This window comes from Streptomyces sp. NRRL F-6676, assembly GCF_000725625.1.
Classification (GTDB): domain Bacteria; phylum Actinomycetota; class Actinomycetes; order Streptomycetales; family Streptomycetaceae; genus Streptomyces.
Window position 1 is genome coordinate 387704 of record NZ_JOHS01000001.1, and the last position, 25020, is coordinate 412723.

General features: G+C 73.0%; 17 protein-coding genes. 14 read left to right on the forward strand and 3 right to left on the reverse strand.

The window, feature by feature from the left end; translation table 11 throughout:
- The first annotated feature begins 11 nt into the window (after positions 1-11).
- The 5 genes from IO29_RS01565 to IO29_RS01585 are packed head-to-tail and all read left to right on the forward strand — an operon-like array spanning position 12 to position 6301.
- Positions 12-953: an ABC transporter permease gene (locus IO29_RS01565; RefSeq protein ID WP_030377181.1), complete on the forward strand. Its 942-nt coding sequence runs from the start codon at positions 12-14 to the stop codon at positions 951-953.
- Positions 950-2902, forward strand: a complete 1953-nt coding sequence (locus IO29_RS01570) for a dipeptide/oligopeptide/nickel ABC transporter permease/ATP-binding protein (protein ID WP_030377182.1) — start codon at positions 950-952, stop codon at positions 2900-2902. Before IO29_RS01565 ends, IO29_RS01570 begins: the two co-directional genes overlap by 4 nt.
- Complete coding sequence (locus IO29_RS01575) at positions 2899-3972, forward strand: oligopeptide/dipeptide ABC transporter ATP-binding protein (protein ID WP_030377183.1); 1074 nt, start codon at positions 2899-2901, stop codon at positions 3970-3972. The genes IO29_RS01570 and IO29_RS01575 overlap by 4 nt, the downstream gene beginning before the upstream one ends.
- Positions 3969-5459 carry an alpha/beta hydrolase domain-containing protein gene (locus IO29_RS01580; protein ID WP_030377184.1) on the forward strand — a complete coding sequence of 497 codons (1491 nt, stop codon included), beginning with the start codon at positions 3969-3971 and terminating at the stop codon, positions 5457-5459. The genes IO29_RS01575 and IO29_RS01580 overlap by 4 nt, the downstream gene beginning before the upstream one ends.
- Complete coding sequence (locus IO29_RS01585) at positions 5456-6301, forward strand: alpha/beta fold hydrolase (RefSeq protein WP_030377185.1); 846 nt, start codon at positions 5456-5458, stop codon at positions 6299-6301. The genes IO29_RS01580 and IO29_RS01585 overlap by 4 nt, the downstream gene beginning before the upstream one ends.
- Positions 6302-6323: 22 nt before the next feature.
- Here the strand turns inward: IO29_RS01585 and IO29_RS01590 are convergent, their stop codons facing one another.
- Complete coding sequence (locus tag IO29_RS01590) at positions 6324-6698, reverse strand: MerR family transcriptional regulator (protein ID WP_030377186.1); 375 nt, start codon at positions 6696-6698, stop codon at positions 6324-6326.
- Between the two features lie 128 nt (positions 6699-6826).
- On the opposite strand from IO29_RS01590, the gene IO29_RS01595 reads away from it, so the two are divergent.
- From IO29_RS01595 to IO29_RS01635, 9 genes are all read left to right on the forward strand, one after another.
- Positions 6827-7165 (forward strand): EthD domain-containing protein, encoded by a 339-nt coding sequence (locus IO29_RS01595; RefSeq protein WP_030377187.1) that lies wholly within the window; start codon positions 6827-6829, stop codon positions 7163-7165.
- Positions 7166-7474: 309 nt separating this feature from the next.
- Positions 7475-8137, forward strand: coding sequence for an RraA family protein (locus tag IO29_RS01600; protein ID WP_030377188.1), 663 nt, complete (start codon positions 7475-7477; stop codon positions 8135-8137).
- The gene (locus tag IO29_RS01605; RefSeq protein WP_030377189.1) at positions 8134-9321 is read left to right on the forward strand and encodes a pyridoxal phosphate-dependent aminotransferase; all 1188 of its coding nucleotides are present in this window, start codon (positions 8134-8136) and stop codon (positions 9319-9321) included. The genes IO29_RS01600 and IO29_RS01605 overlap by 4 nt, the downstream gene beginning before the upstream one ends.
- Before the next feature lie 72 nt (positions 9322-9393).
- Positions 9394-10011 (forward strand): TetR/AcrR family transcriptional regulator, encoded by a 618-nt coding sequence (locus IO29_RS01610; protein ID WP_030377190.1) that lies wholly within the window; start codon positions 9394-9396, stop codon positions 10009-10011.
- Between the two features lie 291 nt (positions 10012-10302).
- Positions 10303-11154, forward strand: coding sequence for an alpha/beta fold hydrolase (locus tag IO29_RS01615; RefSeq protein ID WP_030377191.1), 852 nt, complete (start codon positions 10303-10305; stop codon positions 11152-11154).
- 48 nt (positions 11155-11202) lie between these two features.
- Positions 11203-12330, forward strand: coding sequence for a DUF3500 domain-containing protein (locus tag IO29_RS01620; protein ID WP_030377192.1), 1128 nt, complete (start codon positions 11203-11205; stop codon positions 12328-12330).
- 323 nt (positions 12331-12653) lie between these two features.
- Entirely contained in the window at positions 12654-14468 is a 1815-nt protein-coding gene (locus IO29_RS01625) for a gamma-glutamyltransferase family protein (RefSeq protein ID WP_030377193.1), read from the forward strand.
- Between the two features lie 98 nt (positions 14469-14566).
- Positions 14567-15322 (forward strand): YoaK family protein, encoded by a 756-nt coding sequence (locus tag IO29_RS01630; RefSeq protein ID WP_051707127.1) that lies wholly within the window; start codon positions 14567-14569, stop codon positions 15320-15322.
- A 174-nt stretch (positions 15323-15496) separates the two neighbouring features.
- Positions 15497-16915 (forward strand): MFS transporter, encoded by a 1419-nt coding sequence (locus IO29_RS01635; protein WP_030377195.1) that lies wholly within the window; start codon positions 15497-15499, stop codon positions 16913-16915.
- A 44-nt stretch (positions 16916-16959) separates the two neighbouring features.
- On the opposite strand, the gene IO29_RS01640 is transcribed toward IO29_RS01635, so the two are convergent.
- Together IO29_RS01640 and IO29_RS01645 are read right to left on the reverse strand one after the other, a co-directional pair.
- Entirely contained in the window at positions 16960-17580 is a 621-nt protein-coding gene (locus IO29_RS01640) for a sugar O-acetyltransferase (protein WP_051707128.1), read from the reverse strand.
- A 163-nt stretch (positions 17581-17743) separates the two neighbouring features.
- On the reverse strand, positions 17744-24712 hold the full coding sequence (locus IO29_RS01645) for a glycoside hydrolase domain-containing protein (protein WP_030377197.1): 6969 nt from the start codon (positions 24710-24712) through the stop codon (positions 17744-17746).
- Positions 24713-25020: the final 308 nt, after the last annotated feature.

The following is a 25020-nucleotide window of genomic DNA, read 5'->3' on the forward strand; positions in this document are numbered from 1 at the left end:
GGAGGCATACCGTGCTGCGTCTGATCGCGAACCGGATCGTGACGTCGGTCCCGCTGCTGCTGATCGTCACCCTCATCGTCTTCGTCCTCCAGGCGTTCGTCCCCGGAGACGCCGCCCGCACCCTCCTCGGGGAGAACGCCAACCCGCAGAGCGTGGCCGCACTCCGCGACCAACTCGGCCTGAACGAACCACTGTTCACCCGCTACGGCGACTGGCTGACCGGCGCGCTCCACGGCGACCTCGGCACCTCGATCATCAGCGGCGTCGACGTCACGTCGAGCCTGAACACCCGGCTCGGCGTGACGCTCTCCCTGCTGGTGCCGAGCATGCTGCTCAGCGCCGTCGCCGGCATCGCCCTGGGCTTCGCCGGCGCCGCCCGGGGCGGGCTCCCCGGACGCCTCGTCGACGTGGTGTCCCTGCTCGGCTTCGCCCTGCCCAGCTTCTGGATCGCCCTGCTGCTGGTGGCCGCCGTCGCCGACCGCGCCGGTCTGCTGCCGGCGACCGGTTACACACCGTTCGCCGAATCGCCGGGCGGCTGGCTGCGCTCGATCGTGCTCCCGGTCCTCGCCCTGAGCCTGCACGGCGTCACGGCCGTGGCGAAACAGACCCGCGACTGTGTCGCCGAAGTGCTCGAGGCCGACTACGTCCGCTTCCTGCGGGCAAACGGCGTGGGCACAGCCTCGCTGCTCCTGCGGCACGTCCTGCGCAACGCCGCCATCCCCGTGGTCACCTCGCTCGGCCTGGTCTCCATCGGGATGCTCAGCGGCGCCGTCTTCGTCGAGAACGTCTTCGTGCTGCCGGGCCTGGGCACCCTCGCCACCCAGGCCACCCTCGACCACGACGTTCCCGTCATCCTCGGCGTCGGCGTGGTCCTCACCCTCGCGGTGATCGTCGTGAACCTGCTGATCGACATCGCCTACGGCCTCCTCAACCCCAAGGTGCGTGCCACATGACCACCACGGCACCCGCGACGCCCACCACGGCACCCGCACCGGCGGGCGGGAACGGCGGGAACCGCGGCATCCTCCGCCAGGTCCTGCGCACCCCCCGGGGCACGCTCGCCGGCGGGTTCCTGCTCCTGCTGGTCCTGGCCACCGCGGCGGCACCGGTCCTGGCCCCCGCCGACCCTCTGCGGCAGAACCTGCACCACGTGCTTCAGACACCGTCCGCGGACCACTGGCTCGGCACCGACACCCTCGGCCGGGACCTTCTCAGCAGACTGCTCTACGGCGGCCGCCCCGCCCTGGCGGGCGTGCTCGAAGGCGTCCTCGCGCAGCTGGTGGCCGCCGTGCCCCTCGGCGTCGCCGCCGGATACCTCGGCGGCCGCTTCGACCGGATCGTGATGCGTGTCTGCGACCTCGTGATGTCCGTGCCGACGATCGTGGTCCTGCTGGCCGTCCTCACCATCTTCGACCGCTCCATCGCCGCCGCGATGATCACCCTCGGCGTGCTGAGCGCCTCGGGCACGCTCCGCGTCGTGCGCGGCGCCGCCATGACGGTCCGTCAGGAACTCTACGTGTCCGCCGCCGAGTTGCTCGGAATCGGCCGCATCCGGATGATCTTCCGGCACATCCTGCCCCGCTGCCGCGGCGTCATCATCGTCCAGACCTCGCTGTTCGCCGCCGTCGCCCTGAGCATCCAGACCGGACTGACCTTCCTGGGCCTCGGCCCGCCGCCGCCCAGCCCCACCTGGGGCGGCATGATCAACGAGTCCGCCGTCACCCTGTCCAGGGCGCCCTGGCTGCTGGTCCCGGCCGGCGGGCTGATCGCCCTGACCGTGCTGGCCTTCGGCATCCTCGGCGACGTCGTCCGCGACGTCACCGCGCAGGGCCACACCTCCTCCGGCGGACTGCGCGCCCGGCGCCGGACGCCCGTGGCACCCGGCGACGGCCCCACGCCGCACTCCGTGCCCGGCCCCGACGGTACCGCCCTGCTCTCCGTGCGGGACCTCGACGTCTCCTTCCTCACCCCGCGCGGCGAGGCCGAGGTGCTGACCAAGGTGAGCTTCGACGTACGGGCCGGCCGCACGCTGGGCCTGGTCGGCGAGTCCGGCAGTGGCAAGTCCGTCACCGCGCGCGCCGTCCTCGGCCTGCTGGAAGCCAACGGCTCGGTCACCGGCGGCTCCGTCCGCTTCCGGGGCGAGGAGCTGACCCGGGCGAGCCGCCGGGACCTTGCGGCGGTCCGCGGCACCGGCATCGCTCTGATCTCGCAGGAACCCATGGTGGCCCTCGACCCGTCGTTCCGGATCGGCGCCCAGCTCGGCGAACTCGTGCGCGCCCACACCGGGATGTCCCGCGGGGCCGCGCGGCACCGGGTCCTCGAACTGCTCCGGATGGTCGAGCTGCCCGATCCGGAGGAGATCGTCACCCGCTATCCCTTCCAGATCTCCGGCGGCATGGCACAGCGCGTCGCGATCGCCGCGGCCCTGGCCGGATCCCCCGAACTGCTCATCGCCGACGAGCCGACCACCGCCCTGGACGTCACGGTGCAGGCCGACATCCTCGCCCTGCTGCGCCGCATCCAGCAGGAGACCGGCATGGCCGTCCTGCTCGTCACCCACGACTGGGGCGTCGTCGCCGACCTCTGCTCCGACGTGGCCGTCATGTACGCGGGCCAGGTCGTCGAGAACGCCCCCGTGGAGGACGTCTTCGCCCGGCCGTCCCATCCGTACACCGCCGCCCTGATGGCCGCCGGCCCCGAACACGCCCCGCGCCGCACCCCGATCAAGGCCGTCGAGGGGACGGTGCCCCCGCCCGGCGACCGGCCCGCGGGATGCCGGTTCCGCACCCGCTGCCCCCTCGCCGAGGCCGACTGCGCCGAGAAGGACATCCCGCTGGTCCCGCTCGGCGAACACCGCACGAGCCGATGCATCCACACCGCGCGCCTGGAGGCCCGACGATGAGCGAGCAGGACCCCCGGACGCGGGACGGCGACGGAGCCGGCCTCCTGATCAGCGACCTCGTGGTGGACTACCCCCTCGGCCGGCGCAGACGGCGCCGCGCGGTGGACGGGGTCAGCCTGCGGGTCCCCGCGGGCCGCAGCGTGGGCCTGGTGGGCGAGTCGGGATCGGGCAAGTCGACCGTGGCCAAGGCCGTCCTCGGCATGGCACCGGTCGGCTCCGGCGCCGTCACCTACGGTCCGGCCCGGCTGCACGACCTCGGCCGCCGCGCCGCCCGGCCGCAGGAGATCCAGGTCGTCTTCCAGGACCCCTACAGCTCCCTGGACCCCACCAAGACCATCGGCTACACCCTCGCCGAACCGCTGCGGGCCCGCGCCGCCCGCACCGGCACCCCGCTGACCCGGGCCGACTGCCAGGAGGCCGTCCGCGCCATCCTGGACCGGGTGGGCCTGCCGCCCGACACGGCGGACCGCTACCCGGCGCAGTTCTCCGGAGGCCAGCGGCAGCGCATCTCCGTCGCCCGGGCCCTGATCGTGCGGCCCGAACTCGTCATCTGCGACGAGGCGGTCAGCGCGCTGGACCTGTCCGTCCAGGCGCAGATCCTCAACCTGCTCCTCGAACTCCAGCAGGACCTCGGTCTGTCGCTGCTGTTCATCACCCACGACCTCGCCGTCGTGCACCACATCGCCGAGGACCTCGTCGTCCTCTACCGCGGCCGGGTGATGGAGTCCGGGACCGCCGAGGACGTCTGCCGCGCCCCGAGCCATCCGTACACCCGGCAGCTGGTCATGTCCGCCCCGCTGCACAGCGTCGGCGGGCAACGGGAGCGCCGGGAGCGCCGGGAGGCGATGACACCGCCGCCGGCCAGGGCCCGGCCCCTCGCGGACGCCTGCCCGTTCACCCATCGCTGCCCCTTCGCCGTCGACCGCTGCCGCACCGAACGTCCCGCCCTGCGCGAGGCGCCGCACGGCGGCCGGGTCGCCTGCCACCGCGCCGAGGACCTCCCGGCCTGGACCGAACCCTTCGGCCCGGCCCCGGCCCCGGCGCCGAACCGGAAGAACGGAACCCCGTGACCCCGCACCCCCGTGAACTGCCCCGCGACCCCGGCTCACCGCCGCTGGGCACCAGCCACCTCCCCGGCGAGGGCGCCGGCGTCGGCGTGGACCTCGGCCCCCTCGGATACACCGAACGCGAATTCCTGGTCAGCGGCACGGCCGGGCTCTACCGCCACCGCGGCGGCGTCCTGGAACGCACCGGCGAACAGCCCTTCACCACCCGGGTCCTGGTCCGCACCCCCGCCCCCGGACGCTTCAACGGCGTCGTCGAGGCCGAACCGCTCCACCCGGACTACGACAGCGCGCCCGCCTGGCGCACGGCGCACGGCTGGATCACCGCCACCGGTGCCGCCTGGATCGGCATCACCCAGGACCACCGCAGCGCCGCGACCCTGCGGGAACACTTCGACCCCGAGCGGTACCGCGAGGTGTCCCTGCCCGCCGCCGGGGTGCGCTGGGACGTCGTCGGCACGGTCCTCGCGGCACTGCGCACCCCCGCACACAGCGTCCTGGGCGACCTGGCCGCACAGGTCGAGCACGTCTACCTCTCCGGGTGGTCCAACACCGGCAGCTTCTGCCGGGTCTTCCTCCAGGACGGCTTCCACGACCGGCACCGGCTGCCCGACGGCCGGCCCGCCGTGGACGGCTACCTCATCGGCATCTCCTCCGGCGCCGCCGGCGCCTCCGGCTACCCGCCGCTGTCCGACGACTCCGAACTCCTGCCGCCCGACGACCCGCGGCGCACCATCAGGCCCGCCGACGTCCCCGTCATCGAGGTGCTCAGCGAGTACGAGAGCGAGACCCACCGCGCCGCGCTGCGGCCGGACAGCGACGCACCCGGCGACCGCTACCGGCTCTACCAGGTCGCCGGCACCTCCCACCACGACCCGTCGACCTCCGCCGTCCTGACCAACACCACCCAGTTCCGCCGGCTGGGCCACGACGTGCCCCACTGGCGGATCGCGGAGCAGCCGAGCGACGCCCGCCTCGACGCCGTCGCCCGCGCCGCCTACGCCCTGCTGCACCGCTGGGCCGCCACCGGCCAGCCACCGCCGCGCGCCGCACGCTTCGGCTACACCGCCCCCGCCGGCGGCGCGCCCGCCGGAGCGGCCGAGGAACTGCTGCGTGACGCGGACGGCAATGTGCTCGGCGGGGTCCGCACCCCCTGGGTGGAGGCCCCGCTCGCCGCCTACGCCCCGCACAGCACCCCCGCCCCGGGCTCCTGCCGCCCCTCGCCCTGGGCACCCCTGGCCGACCCCCGCGCGGTCGCCGGGCTCATCGGCCACATGACACCCCTGCCGCCCGCCCGGCTGGCCCGGCTCTACCCCGGCCCCCAGGACCACGCGGACCGCTTCGCGGAGGCCTGCCGCCGCCTCACCGACCAGGGCCTGCTCCTGGAGCCGGACGCCCGCGCACTGCTCGACGCGGCCCGCCGCGGCCACCTCCCGCCCCGGCCGGACCACCCCGCGGCGCACGCCGCCGACCAGAAGGGACCCCACGCATGAGCGTCCTCCGCCTGACCGGAGCCGACGTCTGGTACGAACGCCACGGCTCCGGCGACGACGTCGTCCTCTCCAGCGCGGCCGGCTTCGACGCCTACCCCGCGATCCTCGCCGAACCCCCGTACGGCTGCACGGTCGTCACCGTGCAGGCGCGCGGCTTCGGCCGCTCCAGCCACCTCGCCGAGCCGCCGGCCGCCGGCTGGCTCGACCAGTGGGGCGAGGACGTCCTGGCCGTCGCCGACCACCTCGGCATCGGCACCTTCGTCTACACGGGTGTCTCGCACGGCGCCGGCATCGGCTGGCACCTCGCGCGCAACCACCCCGAACGGCTGCGCGCGCTGATCAGCGTGGTCGGCACACCGCACGACCGCACGGGCGACACCTCCTCCTCCGAGGGGCGCCGCCGCGTCATCGCCGGACGGCACGACCCCGCCGTCCTCGAGGAGCAGTTCCGCATCCTGGGCGGCCGCACCGAGGGCGAGGAACGGCTCGCGCTCCGCGAGGAGACCGTCCGCGCCCTCGTCACACGGCAGTCGCGACTGACGGACGAGGAGGCCACGGTCAACCAGGGCATGCCCTTCCCCGAGGCCACCACCGACGACGAGGTCGCCGCGATCCTGGAGACCCTCACGGTCCCGGTGCTGTCGCTGGCCGGCATGCGCGACGGCGTCATCTCACCCGCCTCGGCACTGCGCGCCGCGACCCGCGTACCGCACTGCAAGTCGGTCCTCTTCGAGGACGAGGGCCATTTCGTCGCCCGCGAACGCCCGGCCAGGGTGGCCCGCGAGGTGCGGCTGTACCTGGACGAACTCGCCGACTACGAGCGCAGGGGAGGCCGGTGGTGACCGTGTCACCGCCGTGAACGGGCTACGACGCGCCGTCCTCCGACGCCGCCAGGTACCCGCGGTTGACCTCGATGAGACGGTCCAGTTCGCTCCTGGCGGCGGCGAGGGAGTCCAGCGCGGAGGACAGCCGCGCCCGTTCGTCACTCATGATCGCCAGCGCCCGCTCCGCCCTGCCCCGGCTCGGCTCCGCCATGCAGGGGACCATGTCGGCGATGGTGCCGGTGGACATGCCCGCGGCCAGGAACGCCTGGATGAGGTGGACCCGTTCGACATGGCCGTCGTCGTAGTGCCGCTGCCCGCTGGACGAGCGCGCGCTGACGAGCAGGCCCTGGTCCTCGTAGTAGCGCAGCGACCGACGGCTGACACCCGTCCGGGCGGCCAGTTCCCCGATCCGCATCCCGCCTCCTGTCCGTGCGCCGGGCCACGGCGACTTGCCCCTGACACCGATGTGAAGGTTTAGGTTAACTCCGCGGTCGCGCGGCCCGCTCATCGACGCACGGCGAGAACAGGGAACGGAACAGAGAAATGCTCAAGTTCGTCTTCATGATCAATCGGGTCGGGGACATGTCCTTCGAGGAGTTCGTCGACCACCACCGCAACCGGCACGCGCCGCTGTTCACCTCCATCCCCGAGGCCCGGCGCCACGTGAAGAGGTACACCGTCTCCCACCCGGTGCCCGCCGTGAACCACCCGGCCCCCGCCTACGACGGCCTGACCGAGATCTGGTTCGAGGACTGGGCGGACCACGACGCCTTCTTCGCGTCCGAGAACTACAAGAAGCTCGTCCAGCCGGACGAGGCCACCTTCATCGACATGGGGTCGGTGGCGGTCATGGTCACCGAGGAGCGAGTGGTCGTCCAGTGACGGAGGCGCTCGGCAACCGGGGCTCTGCGGGGCGGTCGCGCCGCTGCGCTGCGCCGCTGGTCGTGGCGCGAGAGTCGGCGCGGCGGGGGCTGCCGCGGCGGGAGTTGTCGTAGCGGAGTTGTCGTAAGGGGACTGCGGGCGGGGGCCGGTGTGATGCCGGCTCCCGCCCCTTTCGCGTACGCCCTGGCGGGCGGCCCCCGCGGGCGCCGCGGCGCGCGCGCCATTGCCGCCGGACGTCCGGACGGCTATCGTCGTACTCAATCCGAGAGGGTCATCTCATTTAAGAATGACGATTGAGGAAGAGGTGTCATGGTGTTCATCACCGCGGCGACGGACGGCGTGTCCGTCGCTCCGAGCTGGGAGCGCACGGAACCCGCGCGGACGCGCCGGCTCGCCGAGGTGCCGGCCGCCCACGTCGGCGACGCGCTCCAGCGGATGACCGTGATGGACGGCGGCATCCGGCTGCTCACCGGGGCGCCCGGGCTCCTGGGCAACGCCTTGACCGTCGACGTGCGGTCCGGCGACAACCTGGCCGTCCACCGGGCGCTCGACGAGGCCCGGCCCGGCGACGTCCTGGTCGTCAACGGCCACGGCGACATCACCCGCGCACTCATCGGCGACCTCATCGGCGAGATCATGGTGAACACCGGCGTCACGGGCGCCGTCGTGGACGGCGCGGTACGCGACGTCCAGGCCATGTCCGAGATGGGCCTGGCCGTCTACGCGCGGGCCGTCACCCCCGCCGGACCGTTCAAGGAGGGGCCCGGCGCCGTCGGACACCCGGTGGCGGTCGGCGGAGTGGCGGTCGCGGCGGGTGATCTGGTCGTCGGCGACCGCGACGGTGTCGTCGTCGTCCCGCGCCACCGCGTGCAGGAGGTCCTGGACGCGGTCGACGGCATCGGCGAGAAGGAGGAGGCGCTGCGACAGCGCATCCTCGCCGCACGGTCCGGCGAGGCGGCGGTGACCCGATGACCGCCGTGCCGACGGCCGCCCGGATCGAAGAGCTGCGCCGCCTCTCGCGCCGCCCGGCCCTCGCCCCGGCCCCGCCGGGTGCCGTCTCCCTCGCCATGGGCGAGCCGGACCTCGCGACCCCGCCGACCGTGGTGGAGGCCGCCGTCGCCGCCCTGCGCCAGGGGCACACCCACTACGCCGACCAGCGAGGGCTGCCGGAGCTGCGCGCCGCGCTCGCCGCGAGGCTGCCGGCGCACCCCGGCCGGACCTGGAGCGCGGACGACGTCCTGGTCACCCACGGCGCCACCGCCGCGCTGGCCGCGGTCGTGCTCGCGACGATCGGCCCCGGCGACCGTGTCGTCGTACCGGAGCCCGCCTACTCCCTCTACGCCGACCTCGTCGTCCTCGCCGGGGGCACCGTCGACCACGTCCCGCTCGCCCCCGACCTGCACTGGGATCTCGATGCACTGGCCGCCGCGCTCGCCGGCGCCAAGATGATGATCTTCTCGAACCCCTCGAACCCGACCGGCATCGTGCACCGCAGGGACGAGCTGGAAGCCCTCGGCAAGATCCTCGACGGCTCGGACGGGCCGGACGGCTCCGGCGGCCCTGACGGCTCAGACGGCTCGGACGTCCTCGTGGTCAGCGACGAGGCGTACCACCGGCTGGTCTACCCGGGGCACGAACCGACCTCGGCGCTGGAGGTCGAGTCGCTGCGCGACCGGACGGTGTACGTGCAGACGTTCTCCAAGACGTACGCCATGACCGGCTGGCGGGTGGGCTACCTGACCGGGCCGCGCGCGGTGGTGGACGCGGCGGCCCAGGTGCACCGGACCTGGAACGGCTCGCTGAACACCGCGGTCCAGCACGCCGCCCTGGCCGCCCTCGACCTGCCGGACGGCGTCGTCGAGGCCATGACCGACACCTACCGGCAACGCCGCGAACTGGTGGTCTCGCAGCTGTCCGGCGCGCCCGGACTGCACCTGGTCCCACCGGAGGGAGCGTTCTACGGCTTCCTCCGCTACGACCGCGATCTGCCCTCCGAGGCGGTCGCCCGCGACCTCGCCGAGCGCGGGGTGCTGGTCCGGGCCGGCGCCGAGTACGGGCCCTCGGGCGAGGGGCACCTGAGGATCTCGTTCGCGACCGGCGAGGACGACCTGTGGCTCGGCCTGGAACGCGTCGTGCGCTACTTCGAGGGCGCGTGATCCGGGCCTGCGCGGGGCGGCTCGCACGAGGCGATACCCTTTGCCTGCACTGCGACGAGGCGGAGGAGGCCCGTGACCGACCAGCAGGCCGCCCCCCAGGGGAGGCGCAAGCCGCGCAGCGACACCCGCCGCAACCGCCGACGCCTGCTCGAAGCGGTCGGAGAACTCGCACGGGAGACGCCCGACCAGCTCACCATGCAGGCGATCGCGTCCCGCGCGGAGATCGGTCCCGCCACCGCCTACCGCTACTACTCCTCGATGGACGACGTACTGGCGGCGTATGTGCTCAGCGTGGTCGAGCAACTGCGCGACTTCAGCCTGGAGTCGAGTGCGCAGGGGCGGCCGCTGTTCGACGCCGTCGTGGACAAATGGGTGGACCTCCTCGCCGAGCACGGGCCGACGCTGGTGCAACTGCGGTCCCGGCGCGGCTACCTGGAACGGCTCCATGACGGCAACGAGATCATCGCCGTCATGCGGGACGCCTGGAGCGAGCCGGTGCGGGGACTGCTCGACGACCTCGGGCTCCCGCAGGACATGCTCGAACACGCCCTGTTCCTCAGCAACATGCTCTTCGACCCGCGGGAGATCCAGGACCTGCTGCGGGAGACGCCCATGTCCCGCCGGGAGATCATCGCCCGGCTGACCGAGGCGTACTGCGGCGCCCTGCGCGGGTGGGTGCGGGCGGGCTGACCGCCGCCCGTGCCGGGAGGGTTGATCGCCCGGCGCGCAGGTCCGCTCGCCCGTGCCGGAGGGCTGACCGGCCCGGATCGTCCCACCCGCCGCTTTCACCCCCTACCGCGGTAGCACCCGCGTATGTGGCTCCCGGGTATGACGCCCGGTACGCGGCCGTCCCCGCACACTCTCTCTCGACCGGCACCGGGAATCGGGGCGCTCCGCCCTGGGGTCGGCGCACCCTTCAAGTGATAATCTCCTCTCAAATCAGAGAGGTGTCTGCGTATCCCATCGACAAGGAGGTCAGTGGTGGCAACGCAACAGGAACGTGAACAGGAGCAGGAACGGCCGAAGGCAGAGGAACGGGAACGGGCGGAGCCCCCCGCACCGGCCGGGGCGACCGTACGAGCGGGTGATCTCGAGGTCGGAATCATCGACAGCGGGTCCGGTGTGCCGCTCGTGCTCGTCCACGGCGGCGAGAGCGACCGCACCCAGTTCACGACCCTCCGGGCGCATCTCGGCACGGGCATCCGGGCGATCTCCTACGACCAGCGCGACTCGGGGCTCACCGTGAACCCGCCGGTTCCCTACTCGCTGGGCGACCTCGCCGACGATCTCGCCGCCCTGCTGGACGCGCTCGAACTGCCCACCGCACACCTGCTGGGCACCTCCTTCGGCGGCGCCGTCGCCCAGCACGTCGCACTGCGCCATCCCGAACGGGTCGCATCCCTGGTCCTGGTCGCCACCACACCGAGCTTCGCCCTGGGCAGCGCGGCGATCAACGAGCTGCTGTCCATGTCCCACGAGGACAGGCAGAACGCAGCCGCCGACTTCTTCTTCACCCCCCAGGGGCAGGCGGCGCAGGCCGCCCGGCCCGCCAGGACGCTCACCCGGCGCAGCCCCGAGCAGAGCCTCCGCCGGCACGAGGTCGCCCGGCAGCACGAGGTCCGCGACCGGCTCGGCGAGATCACCGCACCCACCCTGATCGTGCACGGCACCGAGGACCGCCTCGCCCCCTATAGTGGCGCCGTCCTGATGGAGCAGCAGCTCCCCGACTCGGAACTACTCGCCATCGAGGGCGGACGCCACGGGATCGCGGTGGAGTTCGCCGACACCGTCGCCCGCTGGGTGCGCTCGTTCCTGGAGGTGGACGCGGCATGAACGCCCGCACGACATCCCCGCACATCCGGCCGGCCCACCCCCGTGGCCATGGCTGACGCCGCCCGCGAGGTCGCGGACCGGATGGCCGAGGCGGCCCGGGAGTGGCTGGACTCCCTGGACGCGGACCAGCGCGCGGTGGCGGTCGGACCGGCACCGGGCGCCGGAGAGGCGGCCGAGGCGGAACGGACCCGCTGGTTCTACACGCCCACCGACCACGGCGGCCTGACCTTCCACCAGCAGCGGCCCGCCCAGCACCGGCTGGCGATGCGGCTCGTCGCGAGCGGACTGTCCGAAGCCGGATACGTCACGGTCGCCACCGTGCTCGGCCTGGAGAACGTCCTCGACCGCGTCGAGGGCTTCTCGGTGAACTGGGGGCGCGAACGCACCCGCGACCCGGGCATGTACTACCTGCGCGTCTTCGGGGACCCCGGCGGACAGGGCACCTGGGGCTGGCGGTTCGGCGGCCACCACGTCTCGCTCAACAACCTCGTGGTGGACGGGCGGGTCGCCGCCACCACGCCCTGCTTCCTGGGCGCGGACCCGGCCGGGTCGCCCCTGCTGGGTGGGGCGAGCCTGCGCCCGCTGGGGACGGCCGAGGACCTGGCCCGCGAACTGGTCCGCTCCCTGCACCCGGAGTCCGCCGCCCGCGCCGTTCTGCTGCACCGCCCCCCGCACGACGTCGTGGCAGGCAACAGCCCCCGGGTCGAGGACCGCGTGCTCAAGCGCCGCGAACTGTGGCGCCCCGGCCCGTTCCTGCCGGACCGCGCCGAGCACCCGGCCACCGGCCTCGACGGCGCCGACCGGCGGGCGCTGGCCCTCACCCCGCCGCCCAAGGGCGTCCCCGGTGCCGAACTCGACCTCGCACAGCGGGAGTTGTTGCGGGCCCTGCTCGCCGCCTACCTCGACCGCGTCCCGGAAGGGGTGTCCCCGCTGCCCCGCTACGACGACCCGGCGGCACTGGACGCCGTACACCTCGCCTGGGCCGGCTCGACCGAGCCCGGCGAACCCCACTACTACCGCCTTCAGGGCCCGCGGCTGCTCGTCGAGTGGACCAACGTCCACCGCGGCGCCAACCACGCCCACGCGGTGTGGCGGGACCCCGAGACCGACTTCGGCGGCGACGTCCTGGCCGCGCACCACGCGGCCCATCACCACAGCGGTCACCAGGCGCCGTAAGCCGCGAAGCACGAGCGCCCCGGGTGCCCCGAGCGCCCCGAGCGTTCAAGGGGCTCTGGGACGGGGGCCTTGGACGCCACCCCTCCCACGAGCCCTCAGGGGCCCCGAGCACTCACCTGCCCGGCCTCCTCCTGCCGCACGGCACCCCAAGGAACCCCTGGCACCCCAAGGAAGCCCTGGCACCCCAAGGGACCCCTGGCACCCCAAGGGACCCCTGGCACCCCAAGGAACCCGACGGCACCTCGGCCATGCCGCCCGCCACCCCCGCCATCTCATGCGACCCCTCCCACCACCTGCCGCCACCAGAACGGAATGTGACCCCCATGTCCGGTCAACACCCCTCACCGACCCCGGATGCTCCCCCTCACACCACACGCCCCACCCTGCGCGGCTCGTTCGGCATGTGCGCGTCGACGCACTGGCTGGCGTCCGCGACGGCCCAGTCCGTGCTGGAGCGAGGCGGCAACGCGTTCGACGCGGCCACCGCGGGCGCCTTCGTGCTGCACGTGGCCGAACCCCACCTCAACGGCCCCGGCGGTGATCTCGTCGCGGTCCTGGCCACCGCGGCCGACCCGGCGCCGCGCGTCCTGGCGGGACAGGGCCACGCCCCCCGCGGGGCCACCATCGAGCACTTCCGCGCCGAAGGGCTCGACCACGTCCCCGGCGCGGGCGCCCTGGCCGCCGCCGTTCCGGGCGCCGTCGACTCCTGGCTGCGGCTGCTGTCCGAGTTCGGTACCTGGGAACTCGCCGACGTGCTCGCCTACGCGGTCGACTACGCGGAGCGCGGCGTCCCCGTCGTACCCCAACTGGCGCGCGTCCTGGGCACGGTGGAGCACCTCTTCCGTACGCACTGGCCGACGTCGTACGCGCTGTGGATGCCCGAAGGGCGCGTCCCGCGGCCGTACGGGACCCTGCTGAACCCCGTCTACGCCCGGACGCTGCGCAGGCTGGTCGCGGCGGGTGCCGGGGGGACGCGGGCGGAGCGGATCGAAGCCGCGCGGCGCGCCTGGCGCACGGGGTTCGTGGCCGCCGCCGTGGCCGAGTTCGCGGCCCTGCCGCACCGGCACTCCTCCGGCAGCGACCACGCCGGAGTGATCACCGAGGCCGACCTCGAGGACTTCGTGCCCGGTCTCGAACCCGCCGTCACCGCGGAGTTCCGCGGGACCACGGTGGCGAAGGCGGGCCTGTGGTCCCAGGGTCCCGTCCTCCTCCAGGCCCTCACCCTGCTCGACCACTTCGACGACGAGCGGATCGATCCGTCGACCGCCGAGGGCATCCATACGATCACCGAGGCGCTGAAGCTGGCCATGGCCGACCGGGAGGCGTACTACGGCCATCTCGATCCGGCGGACGCCGAGGACGTGCTGGCCCGGCTGCTGTCCCCCCGGTACAGCAAGGAGCGCGCCGGGCTGATCGGCGCGACCGCGTCCACCGCGTTCCGGCCCGGCGACATCGGCATCCGGCCGTACATACCGCCGCTGGTACGGCGCGCTCACGCCGTCCGGACCGACGGCGTGGGCGAACCCACCGTGCAGCAGACCGGGGACACCCGCGGCGACACCTGCCACATCGACGTCGTCGACCGCTGGGGGAACATCATCTCCGCGACCCCGTCGGGGGGTTGGCTGCAATCCTCACCCGCCGTACCGGAACTCGGCTTCGCGCTCGGCACCCGCCTCCAGATGACCTGGCTGGACCCGGCCGCGCCCTCGCGCCTGACGCCGGGGCGGCGACCGCGTACGACACTGACCCCGACGCTCCTGCTGCGCGACGGCACTCCCGTGGCTGCCCTGGGCACACCCGGCGGCGACCAGCAGGACCAGTGGCAGCTGATCTACCTCGTGCGCACGCTCGCCTTCGGCCTCGACCCGCAGGAGGCGATCGACGCGCCCGCCTTCCACACCACCGCCGTACCGAGTTCCTTCTGGCCGCGCACCTGGACACCGGGCGGCCTGGTCATCGAGGAGAGGGCGGGCCGAGGAGTCGTCGACGAGCTGCGCGCACGCGGCCACGATGTCACCGTCTCCGGGCCGTGGAGCCAGGGCCGGCTCTCGGTCGTCACCCGCGATCCGGCAAGCGGCGTCCTGAGCGCGGCGGCGAACCCGCGCGGCGCCCAGGGCTACGCGGCGGGGCGATGAACACTTCTACGCCCGGAGCCCGCGCCGCAGCCCCCGCCGGCACCCGCATCCGCGCCGCAGCCCGCCCGGCGCGGCGGCCGGTGCCGCCTGCCGCCCTGATGCTCGCGCTCACCTTCGCGACCGGCGTCGTCGACGCCGTCGGATATCTGCGCCTCGACCAGGTGTTCGCGGGCAACATGACCGGCAACGTGGTCATCCTCGGGATGGCCGCCACGGGCGGGGCCGGCCTGCCGGTGCTCGGGCCGGCCGTGGCGCTGGCGTCCTTCCTGACCGGCGCGGCGGCGGCCGGGAGGGTGCTGCGCACCGCCGCCCCCGGCTGGACCCCCCGGTGCACGGCGCTGCTCGCCGGCACCGGACTGGTCCTGGCCGCCACGGCGCTCGGCCTGACCGTCCTCGGGACGGGCACCCACGGCGTCCGCGTGCCGCCGGCCGCGTCACTCGCCCTGGCCATGGGCGCGCAGGCGGCGACGGCCCGGCACCTCGCCGTGAAGGACGTCACCACCGTGGTCGTCACCTCCACCCTCACCGGTCTCGCGGCGGACTCCCGGCTGGGAGCAGCCCGCCCCCAGGGAGCCCTGCGGCGCGCCGCGGCCGTCACGCTCATCATCCTCGGCGCCGCCACGGGCGCGTTGCTGTGCCGGGCGCACGCCGGCCTCGCGGTCGTGGCGGCGGCGCTCATCGTGCTGGCGGTGAGCGCCCTCGGCCACACGCCCGCGGGGGACGCCGGTCCCGTATCCGTCCGGGCCGGCGGTTCCGCCTCCGCCCGGACCGTCGGACAGGCATCCATCCGGACCGACGACCAGCCGGCGCCCGCCGCGCGCCCACCGCGCCAGGACCCGCCCCCTCCCCGATGACGAACGGCCGCGAGCCCGCGCCGCCCGCGCCGCCCGCGCCGCCGACGCCCTCCGCGGGCGGCGGCACCCCGCACCCGCCCGGCCCCTGCTCGCCCGCAACCGACGGAACCACCGGACCCAACGGACCCACCGGACCCACCGGACCCAACGGAAAGGAAGCTCATGACCAGCCCCATGACCACACCCCTGGCTCCCCCGGTCCGCATGGGGAGGCTCGCTGTCGCGGCCCTCGGCATGCTGGCCATCTCCACCGGCGCGCTGGAGTCGGTCGTCTCGCCGACGCTCCCGCTGCTGCAACGAGAGCTGGACATGAGCCCGTCCGAAGGGGCGCTCCTCAACATCGTGCTCGCCGTCACCGGCGCGCTCATCACCCCCGCCGCGGGCAAGTTCGGCGACCGCTACGGCGGAAAACGCGTCCTGATCCGGCTGATGGCGGTGGTCTCGGTGGGCGGACTGGTCTCCGCCCTCGCGCCCAACCTGCCGGTGCTGCTGGTAGGTCAGATCTTGCAGGGGGCGATGGTGGGCGCCCTGCCCCTGTCGTTCATCGTCGTGCGCAAACACCTGCCACCGGGGGAGTCCAAGGCGGCCATCGGACTGGTCAGCGGGATGTTCGTGGGCGGCTCGATGGTGGGGCTGTTGTCGGCCGGGCCGGTGGCGGAGACGTTCTCCCGGCACTGGATGTTCGCGGTGCCGACCTTCGCGGTCATGGGGTTCACCCTGCTGGTGAACCGGCTCATGCCGGCCGACGCGCCGGGCCGCTCGGACGGCTCCGGGATCGACTGGCCCGGGATGCTCCTGCTGAGCGGCGTCCTGGTCACGCTCTTGCTGGTGTTCGGCGTCGCGCCCGACGCCGGCTCCCAGCCGCTCGCCCTCGGCGCCCTCGTCGTCGTCCTGTTCGCCCTCGTGGCCGGTTGGATCGCCGTGGAACGCCGCGCGTCCGCGCCGATGATCGACCTGCGCATGCTGGCGCGGCCGGTGATCTGGAAGTCGTGCGTGGTGACGTTCGTGATCTGCCTGGGCACCGCGATGGGGGTCTATCTCGTCCCGCAACTGCTCGACCTGTCCGGCGACGGCTACGGCTTCGGGGCCAGTCCCACCGAGATCGGCTTCATCCTCCTGCCCGGCGCGGTGGCCGCGACGCTGGCCGGGCCGATCGGCGGAATCGGGGAACGGCGGTTCGGCCCGCGCGTGATCGTCACCGCCTCGGCCGTCATGATGGCCGTCGCCATGCTCACCCTGTCGGCCGTGCACAGCGAGATCTGGCACATCGTCGTCGGCAAGGGACTGATCTCGCTCGCCAACGGCCTGTGCGTGACGGCCATGGTGACGAGCATCGCCTCCTCGGTCGACGAGGGCGACACCGGCATCGCCACCAGCCTGATCCTCGTGACGCGCGTACTGGGCTCCGCCGTCGGCGGCATGCTGGGCGGCGCGCTCCTCACCGCCGGAACCCCCTCGGGGTCCGATGTGCCGCACGAATCGGCCTTCGTGACCGGCTTCCTCATCGCAGGCATCGTCGCGGCACTGTGCCTGCTCGTCGTCCGCACCATGCACAAAGGAGCAGTCAAGACACGGACCACACCGACCGGTTGACCGGCGTCCGTGGCACGCACAAGCGCTCGGTCGTCATCTCAGAGTCAGTGTGCCCCGTGGCCATTCGTTGCCACCCCCTCCTCGCCCAGGCCGCGCACCGGCCGGGCCGGGTTGCCGACGGCGACGACGTTCGCGGGGATGTCCCTGGTGACGACGGCTCCGGCCCCGATGACGCTGTTGTCCCCGATCGTCACCCCGGGGCAGACGATCACACCGCCGCCCAGCCAGACGTTGTCCCCGATCGCGATGGGCCGCGCGGCCTCCAGCTTGTCCCGCCGCGGCCCCGGCTCCACCGGGTGGGTCGGGGTGAGGAGCTGCACGTTCGGTCCGATCTGGCAGTCCTCGCCGATGGTGATCGCCGCGACGTCCAGCGCGGTGAGGCAGTAGTTGACGAAGGTACGGGCGCCGATGGTGATGTTGCTGCCGTAGTCGACGTAGAGCGGCGGCCGCACCTCGACGCCCTCTCCCACCGCGCCGAGCAGCTCCGCCAGCACCGGCCGGGCCGCCTCCGGCCCCTCCAGGTGGGCGGCCTGGTAGCGGACGGCGAGCCGCATCGCCCGCTGCTGCCGGCGCGCGATCTCGGGGTCGTCGGCGAGGTAGAGGTCGCCCGCGCGCATGCGCTCCAGCTGGGTGCGGGGGTCGCCCGCGAAGTAGTCCTCCGGCATGCGGCCCGATCGTACAGACCGGAGCGTACGACCGTACGCGCACCGCACGCGAAACGGCCGCCGCCGCCAGGACGATGGTGTCGTCCTGACGGCGGCGGCTCGTGGTGCGATCGGATCAGCGGGGCGTGGCGGGTGCGGTGGTCACCGGGCGGTCACCGGGTGGTCACCACCTTCCCGGCCCGGTCCGTCCCGCCCACTCCGTCGCCGGTGACCAGAGCGGACCGCCGCCGGAGCCCCGGCCGTCGCCGCCACCGCCGTGACCGCCGGAGACGTAGGGCCGGTGGTCGTGGCCCGAGCGCTGGAACCCGATGGTGTACGTCCGGGTGACCTCACCGTTGGCCGAGGTCACCGTGAGCGTCCGGGTGGTGAACCGGGGCGAGTCCGAGGTGAGCACGGAACCGCCGCTGGTGACCTTCACCCGCGCCCCGGACTCGGCCGGCACCGCGGTGACCGCCGGGAGCGGCCGGTTCTTCGGCCAGTCGACGACGTAGGTGGACACCTCCGGGTCGAACCCGTCGATCGCGGCACCGTCCACGGTGAGCGCGCGGGCGTCCGCGACACTCGCCCTGGTGGCGTCCGCGAAGTTCGACACCGTGACCGAACCGTCGGCGTTCACGACCACGTCCGCCGCCATCGCGGCCGCCAGGTTGATCCGCTGCCAGCTCGCGCCGCCGTCCCCGGTCGGGTCGAGCGGGTACCCGGAGTCCGTCGCCGTCTGCTCGAGGATCTGGGTGCGCTGTTCGGTGGTGAGGCCGGGGAAGGCCGTGACCAGCAGCGCCGCCGCGTCGGCCGGCGCCTTCAGGGCCTGCCCCGCCTCGCCCGTCCGGGAGAACCCGTAGGTCAGCCGCTGCGTGTACAGGTCGATGTCCTGCGCCGTGCTCAGACCCCCGTACGGGTCGCCCGCGCACGCCGTCAGGGTGTCGCCGTAGCCCTCCTTCTCGCACCGCGCGAGCAGCACGTTCTCGATCTCGGTGTGGGCCTGGGTGAGCAGCTTCTCGAACTCGGGGTCCGCCCATCGGTGCGCGACGGTGGCCTGGGCGCCGATGCGGCCGCCCATCACGTCGAGCGGGTAGTGGAACCCGAGGACGATCCGGTTGTCGCCGTACTCCGAGGTTCGGGCGAGGATCGACGGCGCCAGCTCCGGTAGGAGCGTGGCCAGGATGGTGCCCGCCTCGTAGCCGCCGTAGGTGTGGCCGCTCGGGTACGACCCGCTGGTGGCGAGGCCGCTGTAGGAGCCGTCCTGCGACTCGTAGATGTCGCCGCCGTCCCCGACGAACCCGAGCCGCACGTACGGCCGCAGATAGCCGAAGTGGTTCTTCGCGGCGTCGTGGGTGTCGAGGTTCTTGGTGACGCGGGAGAACAGCGCGCTGGTCTTGGGCAGTCGGCCGCCGTTCAGCGCGTCCTCGTAGAGCGTGCCGAGCCGCGAGCCGAGACCGTCGGCCATCGTGACGGTGGCGCTGTGCGACGCGTCGACCTCGGCCCGGTCCACCTCCTTCTGGGTCGCCGCGTTGTTGATGCGGACGGCGATCTCGTCGTTCTCCGCGGTGAGCGGGGTGCCGGCGGGCGACTTCTCGTTGGCGCCCAGGACGCTGGACGGCAGGTCGTCGAAGCCGCTGAGCAGGTGGTCGAAGTAGTCCGTGCCGTCGTCGGTCTTCGGCCACTCGTCCGACGCGTAGTCCGCGTTGAGTGTGTCCTCGGGGAACGGGGACGGCTCGTACGCGCCGGGGCCGGAGGCGGCGGTCGCCGTCGTGCCGGCCGTGGTGGTGGCGTCCGAGGTGCCCGCCAGGGTGAGGGCCGTGACGGTCGCCGTGTGGGCCTTGGCCTTGTTCCTGGCGGTGAGCAGTGCCGTGTCCGTCGTGCCGGACACGTGCGCGGTGGCGCCGTCGTCCAGGGTCACGGTGTAGCCGAGGACCGGGAAGCCGCCGTCACCGGCCGCGCTCCAGGTCACCCGGACCTGCTTGCCGTCGGTGAGCACACCGGTGACGGTGGGCCGCTGCGGCCTGCTGTCGCCGGTGACCACGGGCGCCGTGGCGGCGCTCGCGTGCGAGGTGCCGACCGCGTTCACCGCGCGGACCCGTGCCGTGTACGACCGGCCGGCGGGCAGCCGGCTGAAGGTGGTGGCCCTGCTGTCCGGGTCGTGGATCTCGACCTGGTGGTCGTCGTCCAGGACGACCTCGTAGCCGGTGACCGGGGAGCCGCCGGTGTCCTCGGGGGTGGACCAGCCGACCTTGACGCTGGTGCCGGACACGGTGGCCGACACGGCGCCGGGTGCGGCGGGCACCGTCTTCCGCCTGGTGGTGAGCGCGGACATGGCGTGGTCGAGGGCCTTGTACCGGGTGGTGAGGGTCTCGTCCCCGGCCGCCTCGTCCGCCAGCGCGGTCCTCGCGGCGGTCAGCGCCCCGGTGAACGCCTTCCACGAGGCATCCGTGTAGCGCGCGTCGACCAGGGCCGAGGCGGTGGTGACCAGGTTGTCCAGCCTCAGCCGCGGCAGCGGGACGAGCTGCTTGGCCGCCAGGGTGAGACCGCGGGTCTGCGTGTCCACCTCGAGCTGGGTCGCGTCGTCGGCGTCCACGAGGGCGCGGGCGGCGGCCAGTTCGCGCTGGAACACCCCGAAGTCGATGGTGCCGTACCGCTCCGCGTCGTCGGACAGCCCCGCGTACTGCTCGATCGCCTTGTTCAGCGCGGCCTTGTCCGTCTCGGCGGGCGCCTCGACGTGACTGAAGGTGATCCGGCCCAGGTTCGCGACGTACGGGTGCGAGGAGTCCGGGTTCGTCGTCAGCCGAAGGTGGACGCCGTGCGTGCCGGTGATCGACTTCGGCAGGGTCAGACTCGTCGTACCGCCGGACGACCACGAACTGCCCGTGACAGGCAGCGGGACCGTCGCGTACGGCGTGCCCGGGCTGGCCGCGTCGAAGTCGTCCAGGTAGAGCTGGACGGCCGAACCGGTGCCGCAGCGCGCGGAGTTGTTGACATAGGTGAGCGTGACGGTGTTCTTCGCCGAGCGGCCGAAGTCGATGTCGCCGTAGTCGAGCCACGCCCCGTCGTAGGTGCCGCCGAGGTCGGTGGCCGAGCCCGCGTCGCTCCAGCCGGCCGGTTCGCTCTTGAGTCCGCCGCCGCTGTTCGAGTCGAACGCCGTGGCGTCGAAGAACACCGGGGCGTCGGCGCTCTGCGTCAGGGTGAGCGCGTGGACGTTGGCCACGTAGGGCCGGTCGGAGGTCTGGGTGCTGGAGACGAAGTCGGCGTAGACGTCCTGGACGCCGGTGAAGACGCTGGGGTCCAGCCGGACGGTCGTGGTGGCGAGGGTGCCCCAGCCCGAACCGGTGTAGTCCAGGGGGATGTCGACGCTCTTCGTGCCGTCCTTCGAGCCGAGGTGCAGCTCGATGTGCGAGTCCGACGCGGCACGCGACTGCGGCTTGTCGTACTGGACGGTCACGCTGTCGGCGCCGTCACCCAGATCGGTGCCGTGCCACTCGGCCCACGCGCCGTTCGTCACGTTCTCGAAGATGCCGCCCGAGAGCTTGAGCGGCAGCGAACCGTCGCCGGTCGTGGTGCTGTTGGCCGCGGTCAGCGTGGCGAGCGTGGTGGTGGGGGAGGAGGACACGTCGTACGGGGAGAACTGGTACCAGTCGAAGTTCGACACCCAGCTCTGCCCGGACGGAGCGTGGAAGACGAAGGTCGCGGCCGAGGCGTTCAGCAGGGCCTCGGGGTCGGTGACGGTCGCCCGCACTGTGGTGTAGTTCTGCCAGCTGCCGGTCCCGGGCAGGGAGACCGTGGCGACCACGGGGCCGTCGGCGTCACCGGCGTGGAGGTCGACACTGCTCGGCTTCGCCGTCGTCGCCTGGGAGTTGGCGTAGCGGACGGAGACGCTGTGCGGGGCGACCCCGCCGAAGTCCAGCTTGCCGTACTTCTCCCACGCGCCCTCGGTGACACCGCCGAGGTCGCCGTCGGAGTAGTACGCCTCCTTCACCAGGCTCGGACCCTCCATGGCGTCCGGGGCCTCGGCCTGGAGGACGGCGTAGCCGCCCTCGTCGATGGTGAGCGTGTCGACGGCCGACTGGAGCGCGTCGTGCGCGGCCATGAGGGTGGCGGTCGTGGCGGCGGTGTCCGCGAGGACGGTCCGCGCGCGTGCGAGCGCCGACCGGAACAGACCGTAGGAGCCGTCGGAGTAGTGGGTGCCGTGCGCCAGGGCGGCCTGGTCCACGAGCGCCTTGAGATCTCCGCGCTGCACCGCGGCGGCGGAGAGCAGGAGCGGGTCGGTCACCGACACCCCGGCGCCGCGCACCGACGAGGCCGGGACGTGGTGGGCGAAGGCCTTGTCGGCGAAGGTGAGGCCGAACCGTGCGTCGACCTTCGCGGTGCCGCTGAGCGACAGCGTCGCCGTGCGCGAACCGGTGACCCGGAGGTCGGCGGTGACGCCGCCCGGCAGACCGGTCACCGAGGCCGCCCCGGTCCGGGTGAGACTGGTGCCCTTGCGCGCGGCGAACCGCGCCCGCCCGTCGAGAGTGAGCTTGATGCTGCCGTCGACGGTGCCGTCCGCGGCGGTCTTCACGGTGGCCGGGCGGGCGGAGACGACGGTGTCGCCCTTGCCCGTGTCCGTGCCGCCGCCGGTGTCGCCGCCGTCGGTGTTCAGCGAGTACGCGGGCTTGGTGTCCGCGCCCCACTTCGACGGCTTGGCGCCCATGGTGAAGCTCAGGGTGCCGCCGGAGATGATCTGCGAGTAGTCGAGCCAGGTGTTGGAGAACCGGGAGCCGTTGTAGGTCGCCCGCTGCACGTAGTAGTTGTCCGGCGAGACGCCGTCGGCCTTCACCGTGAACTTCGTGCCGTTGGCGTAGGTGATGGTCGTCGAGTCGAAGAACGGGCTGCCGATCTGGAACTGGCTGGACCCGGCGGTCACCGGGAACAGTCCGAGCGCGGCGGCGACGAACATGGTCGACATGGTGCCGGCGTCGTTGTCCATCGTCGGCAGGAAGCCCTTGGGGGAGAGCTTGTACACCTGGGTCTTCACCGGCGGGGTGAACTCGCCGCCGGAGCTGGGGGCCTCGCCGGTGGAGCCGGTCGCGATGTACCGGTTCCAGGTGGTGCCGGTGTAGATGGCGCGCACCCACTTCTGCGTCAGGCTCGGCTCGCCGACGTAGTTGAAGAGGTAGGGCGCCTGGAGGTCGATCTCGTTGGCGTTGGAGTGCAGCATGGTCGAGCCGTCGTCGGCGTCGGAGTCCTCGCCGAACATGTGCTCGACGGCGGCCCGGCCGGCCTTCTCGCCGCCCATGGCCTTGATCAGGCCGCCCATGTCATAGGCGTCGTACCAGTGGTACTGCCAGAGCGTGCCCTGGTAGAGCTTGGCCGCCTCGAACTTCTCGTAGTCCGCGCTCTGCCAGTCGCCGCCCGAGGCGCGCGGGGTGAGCACGCCCACCTTGGTGCCGTCGGCGGCCGTCCAGGCGCCGGACTTCACGAGGTTGTCGATGGCCATCGTCGACTGGGTGCGCAGCTTCTCGGCGTCCGCGTCCTTGCCGAGCGCGTCGGCGATGACGGACAGCGCCCACTGGTCGTAGCCGCGCTGGACGGTCGTCCCGGGGTCGCCCTCGACGTAGCCCTGCCGCAACTGCGTGCCCGTGTAGTAGCCGACGTACGACTTCAGGGCCGGGTAGGCCTCGTCGAGCCGGTCGAAGTTCTTGTAGCCCTTGGACAGCGCGTCGGCGATCACCACGGCCGAGCGCTCCCAGCGCACGGTCGGCACCGAGTGCGTGAGGCTGCCCAGGCTCTTGCCCGCGGTGCGCGCGTCGGCGAAGAGCAGGACGGCCGACTGCACCATGTCCCGGTAGGTGGCCGGGTCGATGTACGCCTCCACGGAGTACTTGCGGAAGTCGTCCCAGGTCGACCAGCCGTCGTAGTACGTGAAGCCGTTCGCCTTGTGCACCGCCCCGTCGACACCGCGGTACGTGCCGCTGGTGCTGGTGGCGTTCACCGGGAGCCCGTACATGCGGTACAGGTGCGTGTAGAACTCCTTGGTGAGCGTCGAGCCGGGGTCCGAGGTGGCGGACGCCTTCACGGCGACGGCGCCGAGGGTGTCGTTCCACTCCGCCTTCGTCCGCGCCCGCGCCTGGTCGAAGCTGAGGCCGCCCACCTCGGCACGCTGGTCGGTGACGGCCTGTTCGGCGCTGATCGGCGACAGCGTGATGCGCAGTTCGACGTCGTCACCGGCGGAGGTGTCGAAGCCGAGGACCGCGCCGGTGTCGGTGCCGTCCTGGGCGGTGGCGTCGCTCAGCTTGCCGTCGTCGCCCCAGCTCTTGAGGGAGGTGACGGGGGCGTTGGTGGTGGCGGCGTAGTACATCCGGTACGAGGCACCGTTGAACGACCCCGCGATCTGCCCGGTGAGCCGGGTGGTCCCGTCCGCGAGCGTCGTCGCCTTCAGGGTCGAACGGGTGCGGCTGGTGTAGTTGTTCGCGAGGTCGAGGACCAGTTGGGGGTTCGACCCGGCGGGGAAGTTGTAGCGTTCGAGCGCCGTGCGCGTCGTCGCCGTCATCTCGGCGTCGATGGTCCCGGAGCCCTGCGTCACCGACGAGCCGGTGCCGGAGAGGGCGCCGAGGCCCACCTGGTAGTAACCGGGCGTCGCACTCTCGTCGTCGTGGCTGTACGGGAGCGCGTAACTGCTCGCGGCGGGGCGACTGTCGTAACGCACGGAGGTCGGGACGACCAGCAGGTCGCCGCCGCCTCCGGAGCCGCCGACACCGTCCAGGTTCGTGGCCGTGAACCCGGCGATGTGGTCCTCGTCGTAGTCGTACCCGGAGTGGTTGCGGCCCGGCGTGGTCATCGGGTTGACCTTGGCCAGGCTGTGCGGCGCCTCGGCGCCGGGCAGGTCGTTGCCGTCGTCGCCGGCGGTCGACACGAACGGGTCGACGAGCTTCGTGTAGTCCGTACCGCCGGACGTCCCGGCGGACTTGGCGGACCCCGCGGCGGCGGCCGCGCCGGGCAGCGCCAGGGCCGTACCGCCGCCGCTCACCAGTGCGGCGAGGCCGAGCGAACCCGCGAGCAGCGCGGCGACCGTCGCCCGCAGCGGCCGGCGGCGCCGATGGGCGCGCGGCGTCAAGGCCGGGCCGGGCGGGGGCACTTGGGGTCTTATGGATCTTATCGGCACGAAACCTCTCCAGCGTTCGCGGTACCCGCGCACGCCCCGGCCGAGAGGGGCGAGACAACGTTGTCAGCACCAAAAACGTCCGGAACGCGCGCACTCGGGGAAAGACGGTAATGGACACGTGCGGAATTGCACCCGCCGCGTTCATGACTGCCTGCTCGTCAGGCTGCCCGCTCATCAGACACGGAGAAGGCGTACGGCAGGCGAACCGGACTTGTCCGGAAGGTCTCGGGAGGAACCGGGCGGTGTCTCGGCGCGACGCGAGCCGGCGCTGCTCACAGCCCGGCGGGGCTGCTTACGACTCGACGGTG